14 protein-coding genes are annotated in these 13,561 nt (G+C 32.8%); 6 read left to right on the top strand and 8 right to left on the bottom strand.

The window, feature by feature from the left end; translation table 11 throughout:
• Positions 1 to 23: 23 nt before the first annotated feature.
• Positions 24 to 1,271 carry an ABC transporter permease gene (locus PMI10_RS04140; RefSeq protein ID WP_007804826.1) on the bottom strand — a complete coding sequence of 416 codons (1,248 nt, stop codon included), beginning with the start codon at positions 1,269 to 1,271 and terminating at the stop codon, positions 24 to 26.
• A gap of 165 nt (positions 1,272 to 1,436) precedes the next feature.
• Here PMI10_RS04140 and purH point away from each other — a divergent pair, with 165 nt between their 5' ends.
• The 6 genes from purH (at position 1,437) to rodA (ending at position 8,696) form a co-directional block, all read left to right on the top strand.
• Positions 1,437 to 2,963, top strand: a complete 1,527-nt coding sequence (purH, locus tag PMI10_RS04135) for a bifunctional phosphoribosylaminoimidazolecarboxamide formyltransferase/IMP cyclohydrolase (protein WP_035631339.1) — start codon at positions 1,437 to 1,439, stop codon at positions 2,961 to 2,963.
• A 56-nt stretch (positions 2,964 to 3,019) separates the two neighbouring features.
• Positions 3,020 to 4,048, top strand: coding sequence for a rod shape-determining protein (locus tag PMI10_RS04130; RefSeq protein ID WP_007804822.1), 1,029 nt, complete (start codon positions 3,020 to 3,022; stop codon positions 4,046 to 4,048).
• 108 nt (positions 4,049 to 4,156) lie between these two features.
• Positions 4,157 to 4,978: a rod shape-determining protein MreC gene (gene mreC / locus PMI10_RS04125; RefSeq protein WP_007804820.1), complete on the top strand. Its 822-nt coding sequence runs from the start codon at positions 4,157 to 4,159 to the stop codon at positions 4,976 to 4,978.
• Positions 4,975 to 5,481, top strand: coding sequence for a hypothetical protein (locus PMI10_RS04120; protein WP_007804818.1), 507 nt, complete (start codon positions 4,975 to 4,977; stop codon positions 5,479 to 5,481). The genes mreC and PMI10_RS04120 overlap by 4 nt, the downstream gene beginning before the upstream one ends.
• Positions 5,478 to 7,445, top strand: coding sequence for a penicillin-binding protein 2 (mrdA, locus tag PMI10_RS04115; RefSeq protein WP_007804816.1), 1,968 nt, complete (start codon positions 5,478 to 5,480; stop codon positions 7,443 to 7,445). The genes PMI10_RS04120 and mrdA overlap by 4 nt, the downstream gene beginning before the upstream one ends.
• A gap of 15 nt (positions 7,446 to 7,460) precedes the next feature.
• Positions 7,461 to 8,696 (top strand): rod shape-determining protein RodA, encoded by a 1,236-nt coding sequence (gene rodA, locus PMI10_RS04110; RefSeq protein WP_007804814.1) that lies wholly within the window; start codon positions 7,461 to 7,463, stop codon positions 8,694 to 8,696.
• 46 nt (positions 8,697 to 8,742) lie between these two features.
• Here the strand turns inward: rodA and PMI10_RS04105 are convergent, their stop codons facing one another.
• The 7 genes from PMI10_RS04105 to ruvC form a co-directional block, all read right to left on the bottom strand.
• The gene (locus tag PMI10_RS04105) at positions 8,743 to 9,453 is read right to left on the bottom strand and encodes a PH domain-containing protein (RefSeq protein ID WP_007804812.1); all 711 of its coding nucleotides are present in this window, start codon (positions 9,451 to 9,453) and stop codon (positions 8,743 to 8,745) included.
• A gap of 72 nt (positions 9,454 to 9,525) precedes the next feature.
• A complete protein-coding gene (locus tag PMI10_RS04100) occupies positions 9,526 to 9,897 on the bottom strand; it encodes an MmcQ/YjbR family DNA-binding protein (RefSeq protein WP_007804810.1) in 372 nt (123 codons plus the stop codon).
• 96 nt (positions 9,898 to 9,993) lie between these two features.
• Positions 9,994 to 10,347 carry a DUF4260 domain-containing protein gene (locus PMI10_RS04095; RefSeq protein ID WP_007804809.1) on the bottom strand — a complete coding sequence of 118 codons (354 nt, stop codon included), beginning with the start codon at positions 10,345 to 10,347 and terminating at the stop codon, positions 9,994 to 9,996.
• Positions 10,344 to 10,745: a GNAT family N-acetyltransferase gene (locus PMI10_RS04090; protein ID WP_007804807.1), complete on the bottom strand. Its 402-nt coding sequence runs from the start codon at positions 10,743 to 10,745 to the stop codon at positions 10,344 to 10,346. The genes PMI10_RS04095 and PMI10_RS04090 overlap by 4 nt, the downstream gene beginning before the upstream one ends.
• Positions 10,742 to 11,539: a cyclase family protein gene (locus PMI10_RS04085; protein ID WP_007804806.1), complete on the bottom strand. Its 798-nt coding sequence runs from the start codon at positions 11,537 to 11,539 to the stop codon at positions 10,742 to 10,744. Before PMI10_RS04085 ends, PMI10_RS04090 begins: the two co-directional genes overlap by 4 nt.
• A 47-nt stretch (positions 11,540 to 11,586) precedes the next feature.
• Positions 11,587 to 12,744: a radical SAM family heme chaperone HemW gene (gene hemW / locus PMI10_RS04080; protein ID WP_007804804.1), complete on the bottom strand. Its 1,158-nt coding sequence runs from the start codon at positions 12,742 to 12,744 to the stop codon at positions 11,587 to 11,589.
• 146 nt (positions 12,745 to 12,890) lie between these two features.
• Positions 12,891 to 13,445 carry a crossover junction endodeoxyribonuclease RuvC gene (ruvC, locus tag PMI10_RS04075; protein ID WP_007804801.1) on the bottom strand — a complete coding sequence of 185 codons (555 nt, stop codon included), beginning with the start codon at positions 13,443 to 13,445 and terminating at the stop codon, positions 12,891 to 12,893.
• Positions 13,446 to 13,561: the final 116 nt, after the last annotated feature.

Genomic DNA, 13,561 nt, shown 5'->3' with positions numbered 1-13,561 from the left:
TCAGTATCTCAGAACCTCAGAAATTACATCCCTGTTCTAATCGCTTCAACCGGATCTAAATTCGCAGCTGAAATCGCAGGTAAAATTCCTGAAATTAATCCAATAAGGGCAGCCAAAGTTGTTCCCAAAACAATGTTTCCAAAACTCAAAACAAATTCAAAATCGAGTACTTTTGTCAAAATCAATGCAATGCCCCAAACCATCAGCAATCCTATAATTCCTCCAATTACAGAAAGAATGATTGCTTCGAATAAAAACTGAAATAAAATAAATCGGTTTTTAGCGCCAAGCGATTTCTGAATTCCTATTAAATTCGTGCGCTCTTTTACAGAAACAAACATAATGTTAGCGATTCCAAAACCTCCAACCAAAAGAGAAAATCCACTGATAATCCATCCTACAACATTCATCTGACCTAAAATTCCATCAATAAAATCAGTAAAACCTGAAAGTACATTGATGAAAAAATTATCCATCTCTCCTGCTTTCATTCCACGAATGGCTCTTAGTTTTTGTGCCACTTCGGCTTTATAAGCATCCATATCGATTCCTTTTACAGGTTTTAAAACAATTACAGGTGTCATTGCGTCGCTATCACCATACATTCTGCGTAAAAAATTAGCCGGAAAATAAACAGAAGTGTCATTACTATCACCAAAAAAACCTGCCCCTTGTTTTACCATCACACCAATAACGGTAAAACGTTGACCATACAAACGAATACTTTTCCCGATGGGATCGCTTTCTCCAAAAAGTCCATTAGCAATATCATATCCTAAAACAATTACAGGAGTTCCCGAATTTGATTCAGATTCATTGTAGAATCTTCCTTTTTCAAAACTTAATCCATCAATATCAACCATTTCAAATGAAGACGGAATCATATTTACATCTGCTACAGTTTTCGAATCATATTTTAGACTTTCATGATTTACAAAAAGCTGATAGCCGACCTGATCTGTGTTATTAAGAGAATTTTTTAAATTAATGTACTCGTCGTATTTTACATTCGGGAATTGTTCTCTTTTCCATTGCGGAATTTCCGACGGTCCAAAACAATATTTCATCAAATAAATCGTATTTTTATCTAAACTGCTCAAATCTTTAGAAATCTTTCGATCTAAAGAATCGACTGCTGCTAATACGGCAATAATCGAAAAAATACCAATAGTCACACCTAACAATGACAACAGAGTTCTCAATTTGTTATTTCGTAAAGCATTTATGGCAAAACTCAGACTTTCTTTTAATAACCTTAGATAAACCAGCATATAATCGTATTTTTCAATAAAGTAAAATTCAATAAATTAAAAACAAAAACCTAATAAAAGTTAACTTACTCATCAGTAGATTTTTTTAGCATAATGTTACAAGAATTCCTTTAAATATATTATCAAAAAAAACTACTTTTGCAGTCTGAAAATTATAACTACACAATGAGCACAACTAAAACAATACAATCAGCATTAATATCTGTTTTTTCGAAAGATGGATTAGAGCCTATCGTTAGAAAATTACATGAACAAAACGTTACACTTTATTCAACCGGAGGAACTGAAGATTTCATCAAAAACTTAGGGATTCCTGTCGTTCCTGTTGAAGATATCACTTCTTTTCCTGAAATTCTTGGTGGAAGGGTAAAAACATTACACCCAAAAATTTTTGGCGGAATTTTGAATCGTCAGGATAATGAAAGTGATGTACAGCAAATGAAGGAATTTGATATTCCGCAGATTGATTTGGTAATTGTTGATTTGTATCCATTTGAAAAAACAGTTGCTTCAGGTGCAAGCGAACAAGATATTATTGAAAAAATTGATATTGGCGGAATTTCATTAATCCGTGCCGGTGCAAAAAATTTCAAGGATACGGTAATTGTTGCTTCGGTAAACGAATACAGTTTGCTTTTAGATTTGATTACAGAACAAAACGGAGCAACAACTCTTGAAAACAGAAGATTATTTGCTACAAAAGCTTTTCACGTTTCTTCTCACTATGACGGAGCTATTTTTAATTATTTCAATACAGATGAAACTATCTATAAAGAAAGTATTGACAATGGCCAGGTTTTACGTTACGGTGAAAATCCTCACCAAAAAGGATTCTTTTTTGGAGATTTTGATGCAATGTTCAAAAAAGTTCACGGAAAAGAGTTATCTTACAACAACTTACTTGATGTTGATGCTGCTGTAAACTTAATTAATGAGTTTAAAACTGACGGACCAACATTTGCTATTTTAAAACATAATAATGCTTGTGGCTTAGCTTCAAGAAAAACAATCAGCGAAGCTTATTTAGCTGCTTTGGCTTGCGATCCAACATCTGCTTTCGGTGGTGTTTTAATTGCAAATACTAAAATAGATTTAGCTACAGCCCAGGAAATAAATAAACTATTTTGTGAGGTCGTGATTGCTCCAAGTTATGATGACGATGCAATTGCTGTATTACAGGAAAAGAAAAATAGAATTATATTAGTTCTAAACGAAGTTGAATTGCCATCACGACAAGTTAGGACATGTCTTAACGGATTGTTAATTCAGGACAGAAATAATATTACAGATACTAAAGAGCATTTAAAAACCGTTACAATTACAGAGCCTACCGCTTCTGAAATTGAAGATTTAATATTTGCTTCAAAAATTTGTAAAAACACAAAATCGAACACAATTGTTTTTGCAAAAAACGGAACATTAATTTCATCAGGAACTGGTCAGACTTCAAGAGTTGATGCTTTAGTCCAGGCTGTTGATAAGGCAAAAGCTTTTGGATTTGATTTAACCGGAGCTTCTATGGCAAGTGATGCATTTTTTCCTTTTCCTGATTGTGTAGAATTAGCCAAAAAAGCAGGAATTACAGCAGTAATTCAGCCCGGAGGTTCAATAAAAGATGAATTAAGCATAAATTATTGCAACGAGAATAATCTTGCAATGGTATTTACAGGAACACGTCATTTTAAACATTAATTTGTTTAACTTTGTTGGATAAATTATTTATAACATTTTAAACCCCTAAAAAACTTATGGGATTTTTTGATTTCATGACCGAGGATATTGCGATAGACCTTGGTACCGCAAACACTTTAATCATACATAATGATAAAGTTGTTATTGATAGTCCGTCGATCGTTGCACGTGATAGAATATCAGGCAAAATCATTGCTGTTGGTAAGGAAGCCAATATGATGCAAGGTAAAACACATGAAAACATCAAGACCATAAGGCCTTTGAAGGATGGTGTAATTGCTGATTTTGATGCTTCAGAAAAAATGATCAATATGTTCATTAAAAGTATTCCGGCATTGAAAAAAAGAATGTTTACTCCAGCTTTAAGAATGGTAGTATGTATTCCGTCCGGTATTACTGAGGTTGAAATGCGTGCAGTAAAAGAATCTTGTGAGAGAGTAAACGGAAAAGAAGTTTATTTGATTCATGAACCAATGGCAGCAGCAATTGGTATTGGTATCGATATCATGCAGCCAAAAGGAAACATGATTGTAGATATTGGTGGTGGTACAACTGAAATTGCCGTTATCGCATTAGGCGGAATTGTATGTGACAAATCTGTAAAAATTGCAGGTGACGTTTTTACAAACGATATTGTTTATTATATGCGTACACAACACAATCTTTTTGTTGGAGAAAGTACTGCTGAGAAAATAAAAATCCAGATTGGAGCTGCTATCGAAGATTTAGACGGTCCTCCAGAAGACATGTCAGTTCAGGGTAGAGATTTACTTACCGGTAAACCAAAACAAGTAGATGTTTCATACCGTGAAATTGCCAAAGCGTTAGATAAATCGATTCAACGTATTGAAGATGCCGTAATGGAAACTTTATCTCAAACTCCTCCTGAATTAGCAGCAGATATTTACAATACAGGTATTTATTTAGCTGGCGGTGGATCTATGTTAAGAGGTTTAGACAAACGAATTTCGCAAAAAACAGATTTACCTGTTTACATTGCTGAAGATCCATTAAGAGCAGTTGTTCGCGGAACCGGAATGGCACTTAAAAACATTGCAAAATTTAAAAGTATCTTAATTAAATAAGATTCTAAAAATACAATCAATATCTTTATTAGAGTTGAATCTATCCATTTGACTCTAATAAACTTTGAACCCAAAAGCATATCCTGAAACAAAATAACCGAACAAGAAATGCAGCAAATTTTTAATTTCATTATAAGAAACAGTAATCGATTGCTGTTTTTGCTGCTTTTAGGTATTTCGTTGGCACTCACAATCCAATCCCACTCTTTCCACAAAAGCAGAATTGTAAGCTCTGCTAACTTTATAAGTGGCGGTGTTTATGAAAAAATCAACAACGTTAATGAGTATTTGAATTTGAGAACCGAAAATGACGAGCTGATACTTGAAAACGCAAGATTAAAAAGTCTTTTATTTAGTATAGAAGACACAACCAAAGCACCAATGATTGATAGTCTTAAAGGTGTTAAACCTGCTGACATCATTGTTTCAAAAGTAATTCATAATACATACAATACGCACGAAAACTACATTACTTTAAATTCCGGAGCAAAAGAAGGAGTAAAACAGGATATGGGTGTAATAAATAGTTTAGGTATTATTGGTATTGTAGATAAAACTTCTGCTAATTATTCCACAGTGGTAAGTATTCTGAATATGGAATCGCATATCAATGCTAAGATCAAAAAATCAAACCACTTTGGGTCATTAACGTGGAATGGAAAAAGCACGGGATTTGTTCAATTAGTGGATGTTCCAAGGTTGGCTTCGATTAAAAAAGGCGATACTATTGTTACTGGTGGACAATCTGAAATTTTTCCTGAAGGAATTAATATCGGGACTGTTGAGAAGATGTATACACAGGACAAAACAAGTTTTTATGTTATAGATGTTAAATTATTTAACGACATGACCAATTTAGGACATGTATATATTATTAAAAGTAAAGACAGAGAAGAACTTATTAATTTAGAAAAAAAGGAGAAAAAATGAATAGCGCATTGTTAGTCAATATTTTTCGATTTATTATGTTCCTGACAATTCAGATTGTTATTTTTAATAATATGAATTTTTTAGGTTACATAAGCCCTTTCCCATATATTTTATACATCATTTTATATCCTGTAAACAGTAACAGGTCAGGTTTAATAATTTCCAGTTTTTTATTAGGCCTTACTATGGATATGTTTTGCAATTCAGGAGGTGTTCACGCTGCAGCCTGTGTATTATTAGCCTATTACAGACCTTATATTTTTAAATTTTCTTTTGGATTAAGCTATGAATACCAAACAATCAAATTAAACGAATCACTAACGCCCGAGCGCTTTTCATTTATTTTGGTTTCAGTTTTATTACATCATATCGTTTTATTTATTCTGGAAGCTTTCCAATTTAAATATATTTGGGATATTTTACTCCGAACTTTATTCAGTTCTGTTTTTACAATACTCACTTCAATAATAATCATATATCTTATTAAGCCAAATAAACGATGAGAAAAGTCCTGCTGCCCACTTTAATTATTATTGCAGCATCTTTGCTAGTGATCAGGATATTTTATTTACAGGTTATTGATGATTCTTTCAAATTAAAATCAGAAAATAATGCCATCAAAATAAAATACGATTATCCTGAGCGCGGATATATTTTTGACAGATACGGAAAGCTCCTTGTCGCAAATCAGCCTTCTTATGACATCATGGTTATTCCCAGGGATATTAAAAAAGATTTGAATGTTGCCGAATTTTGCGAATTATTAGATATTACAAAAGAAGAATACAACAAAAGAATAGCTAAAGCAAAAGTTTATAGTCCGAGATTACCATCTGTTTTTTTAGCACAGCTTAACAAAACTGAATTTGCTGCTTTCCAGGAAAAAATCAGAAAATTTGAGGGTTTTTATTTCCAAAAACGTTCCCTTCGTGATTACGAAGTAGATTACGGTGCAAATATTTTTGGATTTATAACGCAGGTAAACGAAAGTCTGATTGCCAAAAACCCTTATTACAACAGTGGTGATTTAATTGGAAAACAAGGTGTTGAACAAAGCTACGAGGAAGTTCTAAGAGGTATAAAAGGAGTAAAATACATTCAAAAAGACAAATACAATCGTGAGATTGGTTCTTATAAAGATGGAAAATACGACACTATTGCTGTACAGGGAGAAGACATTAATTTGACTATTGATGCTGAACTTCAAAAATATGGCGAAGAATTAATGATTAATAAACGAGGTGGAATTGTAGCCCTTGAACCAAAAACAGGGGAGATTTTAGCACTTGTAACTGCACCATCTTATGATCCCGCTATTCTGGTTGGAAGACAGCGTTCTAAAAACTATACGCTTTTATATCATGATTCTATTGCAAAACCACTTTACGACAGAGGACTGTTAGCAGAATATCCTCCAGGCTCCCCTTTTAAAATTATGACGGGGCTTGTAGGCCTACAAGAAGGAGTTGTAGATGAAAGCACTACTTTTATTTGTAATCATGGTTTTGCGTATGCTCCCGGCAGATTTCAAAGATGCCATTGTGGTGGTGGCGTTCGTGATCTCCACGTTGGAATCTATAAATCATGTAATGCCTATTTTTCGAATGTTTACTTACGAACTATTAGTAAATACCCAAGTGCTCCTAATGCCGTAGATGTCTGGAGCAATCATATAAAAAGTTTTGGACTCGGACAATTTATGGGCTATGACTTACCAATTGGTAAAAGGGGGAAAATTCCAAATTCAAAAACCTATAAAAAAATGTATCCTGATTGGGGTTGGAGCGGAAAAACAATTATATCTAATGCCATTGGTCAAGGAGAAGTCCTTATGACTCCAATTCAACTTGCGAATATGATGTCGGCTGTTGCCAATGAAGGTTATTATTATACCCCTCATATCATCAAGAAAATTAAAGGCGAAAAAATTGATGCCCGGTTTACAACAAAGCACGTAACCACAATTGACAAAAAATATTTTAAACCTATGATAAGTGGTTTATTTGATGTTTATAATTTTGGAACGGCTTATGCGCTTAAAGTTGAAGGCATTGATATTTGTGGAAAAACAGGTACAGCAGAAAATTTCGCTAAAATTAACGGAAAAAGAACACAACTTAAAGACCACTCTATCTTTGTGGCTTTTGCACCAAAAGACAATCCAAAAATAGCCATCGCTATTATGATTGAAAACGGTGGTTTTGGAGCAACAATTGCAGGACCAATTGCCAGTTTAATGATTGAAAAATATTTAAAAAGAAAAATTTCAAGAACGGATTTAGAAGTTAGGGTTTTAAATAAGAGCCTGGCGTCTGAATATGCCAAATTAGGAGGTCTCACCGAAGCTAGTCTTATAGAATCTACTCCAAAGGATTCTGTTATGAAAGCTAAAATAGTGACCCCAAAAGTCATTACGCCAAAAACAGAAATTAAGAAGACAACAATAGACACTACAAAAAAACCATAACAAGGATTATTTCAAATGAAAAATCAAAGTGTAAAAAAAAATATTGATTGGATAAGTGTTATTATCTACAGTGTTCTGGTGATTCTGGGCTGGCTAAATATATATTCCTCTTCCTTATCCTCAACAGAAGGAACTTATGAAAAACAGCTTATATTTATAGCCTGTACTATCCCATTAATTTTTATTGTCTTATTTGTAGATGGAAAATTCTACGAAAAATATGCAAGTATTATTTTCGGAGTCTCTTTATTATCACTGGCAGGTTTATTTCTTTTCGGAAAAACGATTGCCGGACAAAGATGCTGGTATGCTATCGGAAGCTTTACTTTACAACCTTCAGAATTTGCAAAAGCCGCAACATCATTAGCATTGGCTAAATATCTAAGTGATACACAAATTAACCTTAAGGAAGTTAACCGGCAAATTCAGGCGCTTGCAATAATATTTTTGCCTGTAATTTTAATTTTACCGCAACCGGACCCGGGAAGTGCCTTAATTTATAGTATTTTCATTATTGTTCTGTACAGAGAAGGATTACCTTCCTGGTATGTGTGGACAGGTTTTATAACTATTTTATTATTTGTTTTAACACTTATTTTAGAACCATATGTAGTAATTCTGATCGCATTGCTGGTGTTGATAATAATACATTTTAAAGGGCGTGTTGTAGATAGAAACATTATTTTAAGCGGAATACTGCTTGCCATAATTTCTGCTTTTGTTTTTTCAGTAAATTATGTATTTGAAAATGTTTTTAAACAACATCACAGAGACCGTTTTAATATTTTGCTTGGAAAAAGTGTCGATATGAAAGGTATCGGATACAACACCAACCAATCTGAAATTGCAGTTGGTTCCGGTGGATGGATTGGAAAAGGTTTTTTAGAAGGAACACAAACAAAAGGAGGATTTGTACCGGAACAACATACAGATTATATTTTTACAACTGTTGGTGAAGAATGGGGCTTTGCAGGATCATTTATTGTTATTGCCCTTTTTGTCGGATTGCTTTTAAGAATAATTTATTTAGCCGAAAGACAAAAAACAAAATTTAGCAGGGTATATGGATATTGTGTTGCCGGAATTTTATTCATCCACTTTTTTGTTAATATCGCAATGGTTATTGGTATTTTTCCAACAATCGGCGTACCTCTTCCCTTCTTTTCTTACGGAGGTTCAGGGTTATGGGGGTTTACAATTTTATTATTTATCTTTTTAAAAATGGATGCTAATAAAGTAAATGAATGGTAGCTTAAAATATGTAAAAAAAAATCCGAAGATAACTTCGGATTTTTTTTTACATATAACTTAAAATTTCTTTTTTATAAGTATCATATTCTCCTTGAAGAATCAAACCGTTATCTAGTAACTTTTTATAATTCTGCAATTTATCAAAAAGCTCTTCTTTCGACAACTCACTTAATTTACGTTCACCAGTCAAAGTTTGAGTTTGTTGGATTGGTTCAAATGTTTCATATGAAGTTGTTGCCGGCAATATTTCAGCAAAATTTGTTACTTCTTCTGTTTCAATTTCTTCTACATCATCAAAATCATTTTCTGTCTCAATTGAGTTTACAACCTCAGGAGCAGAAACTATTGTGCCGGTTTCAGGATTTTTAAGCAAATCTAATTGCTCTTTTGCATAAGTATATATTTTTCTTGCCTGAATTTTCGGAATGTAATCTATGGAAATAGACAAATCTGTATTAGTGTTAAATGAAAATTCAGAACCCAGGATATTTTCCTTTACAAAAGTGGCTGCAATATCATCCCAGGTATAATCCGTAAAATCCATAGAAAGTCCAAGATTTTTAGGCTTACAGATGATAATTCGTTTGTTTGTTAAGATAATACTATCCGGAAAAACAGTAATTGCTGGCTTTTTCTGAACTGCAATATATCCAATTTCTTCATTTCTCATCAATAAATCATTGAGTTTTGAAGTGATTTTCTCAATAGCTTTTGGGTCTTGTTCCTCGTTCAGAAATTTTTTAAATTGTTCTTTCATGTTTTTATAAGTTGCTAAGTTACACTGTAACTGAGTTGCTAAGTTTGTTGTCTTACTCTACAAATGTAATGCCTAATTTTCTAATTCAATAATTTCATTCTGAATTTTCTTCGTCAAACTTTTGAAAACCAATTCATAGGAATGATCGATCAATTCTTTTATAAAACTTGTTGGTAAATTTCCGTTTAAAGCTATTGTATTCCAGTGAACCTTACTCATATGAAATCCCGGTTTTATCTCTTCATATTCGGCTCTTAATTCCTGAGCACGTTCGGGATCACACTTTAGATTAACAGAAGGTTCGTTTTTTTCCCATTGTAATAATGAAGATAACGCAAACATTTTTCCTCCAACTTTAAACACTAAAGTATCTTCATCAAACGGAAAATGTTCAGTAACTCCTTTTTTCGAAAGGCAATATTCATAAAAAGTTTCTAAATTCATAATTTAAAATTTATTTTTTATTCAATTTCTCAAATATTCAATTTCTCAAATATTCAAATTAGTATTAAAGAAATAAATGGCAAGGTATATTAAAACTTATTTTTTACCAATTTCACCAAGATGAGTGTATTTAAAACCTGTTTCATATTTTAAACCATAGCCAAAAATACGATCCATAGCAGCATGCGAAAATAAAATTATGCCAATTAACTGAACAATTTCAATCCTTAGATAACAGCCTAAAATATAAACCAAAACGGCAACTCCCCTATGATGAAATAAATTATACAAAAATGCCCCGGTTTTAGTATTAATTATATAGCCAAACATTGATAAGTCCGGAGCTAAAATCAAGATCAGAAACCACCACCATTGATAATTCAGCAGACTGAATAAATAGACCCCGAGAATAAATAAACCTAACTCTTCTAATTTGATAACTGTTTTCATTTCACTACTTTTTCCATCATTTTTTCAGGATGATTTAATACTGTAAATCCAAATTTCTTATATAAAAAATGAGCATCGGTCGTTGCCAATCTCCAGATTTTAATTTCTTTTAATTGTGGTTCATTCATCATATTTTCAATTAAAATAGAAGAATAACCTTTTCCTCGATGTTCTTCGGCAATAAAAACATCCATAACATAACCAAAAACCACATAGTCGGTTATCACTCGTGCAAAGCCAATTTGCTTGTCATCAAGATAAATTCCAAAGCAAACTGAAGCATCAATTGTTCTTTGCACTTCTTCTATTGTACGTCCCGCAGCCCAATAAATATCTTTTAAAAAATCTTGAATAAACGGAACATCAAGTTTACTTTTATCAGTCGAAACAGTAATCATATTTTATATAAAACAGGTTTTGATGGACTTGCGTCATTCTCAAACGAAGCAATTTGTAAATTCAGAATATAATCACCGTCTTTAACTTCGTCGATAACAAAAATCATTTCAGTAATTGTTGCATTTAGGCGTGCATCAGGATTTAAATGAAGCGTGTCTTGTACATTCCAGAATGCCTTATGCGCCAATAATTTTCCTTCGTCATGTTCTTTATCAACACTTGGCAAATCGATTAATAAATGCTCTATTTCGCTTTCTCGGATAAAAATAGCAGCATCTTCAGACAAATAAGGTGGATTTGTATTCGAATATTTTCTTGATTTCTTTTCTTTTTGATTCGGAAGCGTTCTAATAATTAAAGCTTCGACTATAATACCAGCCGAAGTTGTCACATTGTGCGAAGTCAAAATGCTCATTGCTTTTTGAATTTGATCTTTAGTAATAACCAAGTCTTCTCCAATCGTTTCAGGTTCAACAGTAATCAATCTGGCCAAAAAGAAAAACTGTTTTAAAGATTGATTAATACTGTAAAAATCATTTGTAATATGTCCTAAACATTCGGTGTGCGTCCCGTGTCCGTGTGGATTGAAAAAAATATTATTAAAATTCGTTGATGATTTCCCTTCAGAAACTTTCCCGATCCAATCTCCAAAAACTACAGGTTCAATAATTGGTTTTTCAATATACCAGGCAATCGGATTTTCATCAGTATTCGTTAACGGAATCGAAATATCAATGGGTTTTGATAAGTCAATTTCGAATATTTGATTTTTATGTTGAATCGTAGCTTTCACAAATTCTGGTTTTAATTTTCTTCCTTAATATACTTTGTGGTAAAAATCTATTCCAAATTTAGATAAAACAAATCACTTGCTATTCCATCAGTCAAAAATTTTCCTTTTGCAGTTGGTCTTAAAATATTATCTGAAATATAAACTAATTCGTCATTTAAGAATTTCTGTGCTTGTTTATTCAGATAATCTAAATATTCAGAACCAAACTCATTTTCGATTCTTTCTAAAGAAACACCCCAAATAGTTCGTAAACCCGTCATAATATATTCGTTATAACGATCTGATTTAGATAATATTTCAGTTTCTATTGGCAGAATATCATCTTGAATAGATTTTAGATAAAGTGAATTATTTGCTACATTCCAACCTCTTTTTTCGCCATCGTAACTATGTGCCGAAGGACCAATTCCGATATATTTTTTGCCAAGCCAATAGGCAGAATTATTTTTGGAGAAATAATTCTCTTTACCAAAATTGGATAATTCATAATGAATAAAACCATTTTTTTGAAGTGTATCAACTAAAATCATAAAATGATTCGAAGCCACCTCGTCTTGAGGTTCAGCAATTTTTCCGGTATCAATCAGTTTTTTTAAAGCTGTTTTAGGCTCAACCGTCAGGGCATAGCTTGAAATATGCGGAATCCCGAAACTTAAGGCTGTTTCAATATTTTGTTTCCACATTTCATCGTTCATTCCGGGAATTCCGTAAATTAAATCGAGTGAAATATTATCAAAATATTTAATGGCTTCTTGTAAACATTTTATGGCTTCCGCCGAATTATGAGCGCGATTCATCATCTTTAAATCTTCTTCAAAAAAAGACTGAATTCCGATGCTTAATCGGTTGATTCCTATTTCACGATAATTTTCAAAAATAGTTCTCGACTCCGCTCGAACTGACAAATCAGTTAAATCATCAGGATTGGCTTCAAGTGTAATTTCCGGATTTTCAGAGACTTTATAATTTTCATAAACTGTATCAATCAAAAACTTCAACTCCGAATTCTCCAGGACAGAAGGAGTTCCGCCTCCGAAATAAATGGTTTCTACAATTTCGTTAGCGAACTCATTTTTACGTAGCTGGATTTCTTTGGCTAAAGCCAAAACCATCTCATCTTTCTTTTTCATCGAAGTCGAAAAATGAAAGTCACAATAATGGCAAGCCTGCTTGCAAAAAGGAATATGAATGTAGATACCGCTCATTTTTTTTAATTAGAAAATGTGTCAATTAGAAAATTAGATACTATCATAATTGGTCAATCAGAGAATGAAAAAATTAAAAGAATATTGAATATTTTTCATAAAATATCAATTCAAGGATTATCAAATTTTCTAATTGACACATTATCTCATTTTCTAACCTTATCTTCATTCTGTTTCACAAAAGCATCCCAACCCGAATAACTTTTACCGGCCACAATTTTTCCGGAATTAAAAAAGTGACAAACGGCTGCCGCCAAACCGTCTGTAGAATCGAGATTTTTAGGTAACTCTTTTAAGCCTAAAAGCTGTTGCAACATTTTGGCTACCTGCTCTTTACTGGCATTTCCGTTTCCGGTAATAGCCATTTTAATCTTTTTAGGTTCGTATTCCGTAATCGGGATATCTCTCGAAAGTCCTGCAGCCATGGCAACGCCTTGTGCGCGTCCAAGTTTCAGCATTGATTGTACGTTTTTACCAAAAAAGGGAGCTTCGATAGCAATTTCGTCGGGATGATGTGTTTCGATTAATTCGATAGTACGTTCAAAAATGATTTTAAGTTTCTGGTAATGATTGTCATATTTTGACAATTGCAGTTCGTTGAGCTGCAAAAATTCCATTTTTTTATTGGTGACTTTAATCAATCCAAAACCCATGATTGTTGTTCCCGGGTCAATCCCTAATATGATGCGTTCTTTTGTCATTTTTTATTTGAGTTACATAAAGTATCACCAAGTTACACACAGAGATTCACAAAGTTTTTTAATCTCGCTGACTATCTTTGTGACTGCTTCGTGAATCTTTGCGAAATAGCTTTTTT

Source organism: Flavobacterium sp. CF136, assembly GCF_000282055.1.
GTDB lineage: Bacteria > Bacteroidota > Bacteroidia > Flavobacteriales > Flavobacteriaceae > Flavobacterium.
Note: the sequence above shows the minus strand (reverse complement) of the source record. Positions and strands in the feature narration are given on the sequence as shown.

What these genes read in the sequence shown, in the direction of transcription:
- PMI10_RS04140 (WP_007804826.1), bottom strand. Translation starts at nt 1,271, where the DNA reads ATGCTGGTTTATCTAAGGTTATTAAAAGAAAGTCTGAGTTTTGCCATA.
- purH (WP_035631339.1), top strand. Translation starts at nt 1,437, where the DNA reads ATGAGCACAACTAAAACAATACAATCAGCATTAATATCTGTTTTTTCG.
- PMI10_RS04130 (WP_007804822.1), top strand. Translation starts at nt 3,020, where the DNA reads ATGGGATTTTTTGATTTCATGACCGAGGATATTGCGATAGACCTTGGT.
- mreC (WP_007804820.1), top strand. Translation starts at nt 4,157, where the DNA reads ATGCAGCAAATTTTTAATTTCATTATAAGAAACAGTAATCGATTGCTG.
- PMI10_RS04120 (WP_007804818.1), top strand. Translation starts at nt 4,975, where the DNA reads ATGAATAGCGCATTGTTAGTCAATATTTTTCGATTTATTATGTTCCTG.
- mrdA (WP_007804816.1), top strand. Translation starts at nt 5,478, where the DNA reads ATGAGAAAAGTCCTGCTGCCCACTTTAATTATTATTGCAGCATCTTTG.
- rodA (WP_007804814.1), top strand. Translation starts at nt 7,461, where the DNA reads ATGAAAAATCAAAGTGTAAAAAAAAATATTGATTGGATAAGTGTTATT.
- PMI10_RS04105 (WP_007804812.1), bottom strand. Translation starts at nt 9,453, where the DNA reads ATGAAAGAACAATTTAAAAAATTTCTGAACGAGGAACAAGACCCAAAA.
- PMI10_RS04100 (WP_007804810.1), bottom strand. Translation starts at nt 9,897, where the DNA reads ATGAATTTAGAAACTTTTTATGAATATTGCCTTTCGAAAAAAGGAGTT.
- PMI10_RS04095 (WP_007804809.1), bottom strand. Translation starts at nt 10,347, where the DNA reads ATGAAAACAGTTATCAAATTAGAAGAGTTAGGTTTATTTATTCTCGGG.
- PMI10_RS04090 (WP_007804807.1), bottom strand. Translation starts at nt 10,745, where the DNA reads ATGATTACTGTTTCGACTGATAAAAGTAAACTTGATGTTCCGTTTATT.
- hemW (WP_007804804.1), bottom strand. Translation starts at nt 12,744, where the DNA reads ATGAGCGGTATCTACATTCATATTCCTTTTTGCAAGCAGGCTTGCCAT.
- ruvC (WP_007804801.1), bottom strand. Translation starts at nt 13,445, where the DNA reads ATGACAAAAGAACGCATCATATTAGGGATTGACCCGGGAACAACAATC.